We start from the raw sequence: 975 nt of genomic DNA, 5'->3' as shown, positions 1-975 counted from the left end.
AAACGGAACTGCTCCATAAACCAGTTTAGCTTGGCGGTCAGTTCGGCATTTTGTTGTTCCAGCTGCATACATTGCTCTTCCAGCTGCAGGCAGCGGCTTTGCAGCTCTTCTATGGTCATGGCGGCGATAGCTTGCGAAGTGTTCATGCATTAATGATTCGACGAATCGCGTCGAATTCCTCTAGAATCAACCACAAAGTGAAAATATTTCTTTCTGGTGCTTTATATTACAAGATGGTGCGCGCTTTTACTTCAGGATGGGCTTGGGGCTGTTTGATGGGAAGGCCGTCAAGCAGCCAGCGCAGCTCCCGGTGGCTTATGGTGATGGTTGCCGAAGTGGTATCTTGAGGCCAGGGAAATTTGCCCTTCTCCAGCCGGCGGTAATAAAGCCAGAAGCCGTTGTGTTCCCAGTGGAGGATCTTTAGTTTGTCCTTATTTCGGTTGCAGAAAACAAAAAGACAGGAAGTGAAAGGGTCTAATTCAAACCCTTCCTTGACCAGCACCGCCAGGCCGTCAATGGACTTGCGTAGGTCAGTGGCACCGCAGGCAAGATAAACCCGGTCGATACCTAATTCGTTTAGCATAAAGCCACCAGCACCTTAACCACCTGAGAAAGCAAGGCGGGATCAAAGCCGGGTTTTACTTCGATGCAGGTCTTGCCTATCCTGACCAACAAGGAGTTGCCCTGAACACCAGAAGATGGCTCCCTTATTTCTACCGGCAGCCACCGGTTTGAGTTTCCCGGGTAAACTACGTCCTGGTTCTTATACTTCCGCAGCCAGTACCATAATTGTTTAGGGTTAACGTCTTCATGGGTAGCGCACCATTCTCTGACGCTTTGCCCGCTCTTCTTGTATTCGGCTATCCGGGTTTCCCATAGTGCTTGCCGTTCGGCTTTGGTCATAACAAAAAATCCTCCTCAGCTTGTGTTCTGAAGAGGATTATCCCCTATACTTGCGATTGGTGCCAAGGTGGG

General features: G+C 49.7%; 2 protein-coding genes. Both read right to left on the bottom strand.

Annotation, left to right across the window (positions count from 1 at the left end):
* Window positions 1-226: 226 nt before the first annotated feature.
* Entirely contained in the window at window positions 227-583 is a 357-nt protein-coding gene (tnpB, locus tag MOMUL_RS15175; RefSeq protein ID WP_062286249.1) for an IS66 family insertion sequence element accessory protein TnpB, read from the bottom strand.
* Window positions 577-903, bottom strand: a complete 327-nt coding sequence (gene tnpA, locus MOMUL_RS15170; protein ID WP_062286247.1) for an IS66 family insertion sequence element accessory protein TnpA — start codon at window positions 901-903, stop codon at window positions 577-579. The genes tnpB and tnpA overlap by 7 nt, the downstream gene beginning before the upstream one ends.
* Between the last annotated feature and the right edge of the window lie 72 nt (window positions 904-975).

The sequence above is a fragment of the Moorella mulderi DSM 14980 genome (genome assembly GCF_001594015.1).
GTDB lineage: Bacteria > Bacillota > DSM-521 > Neomoorellales > Neomoorellaceae > Neomoorella > Neomoorella mulderi.
This window is presented reverse-complemented; position numbering and strand designations above follow the sequence as displayed.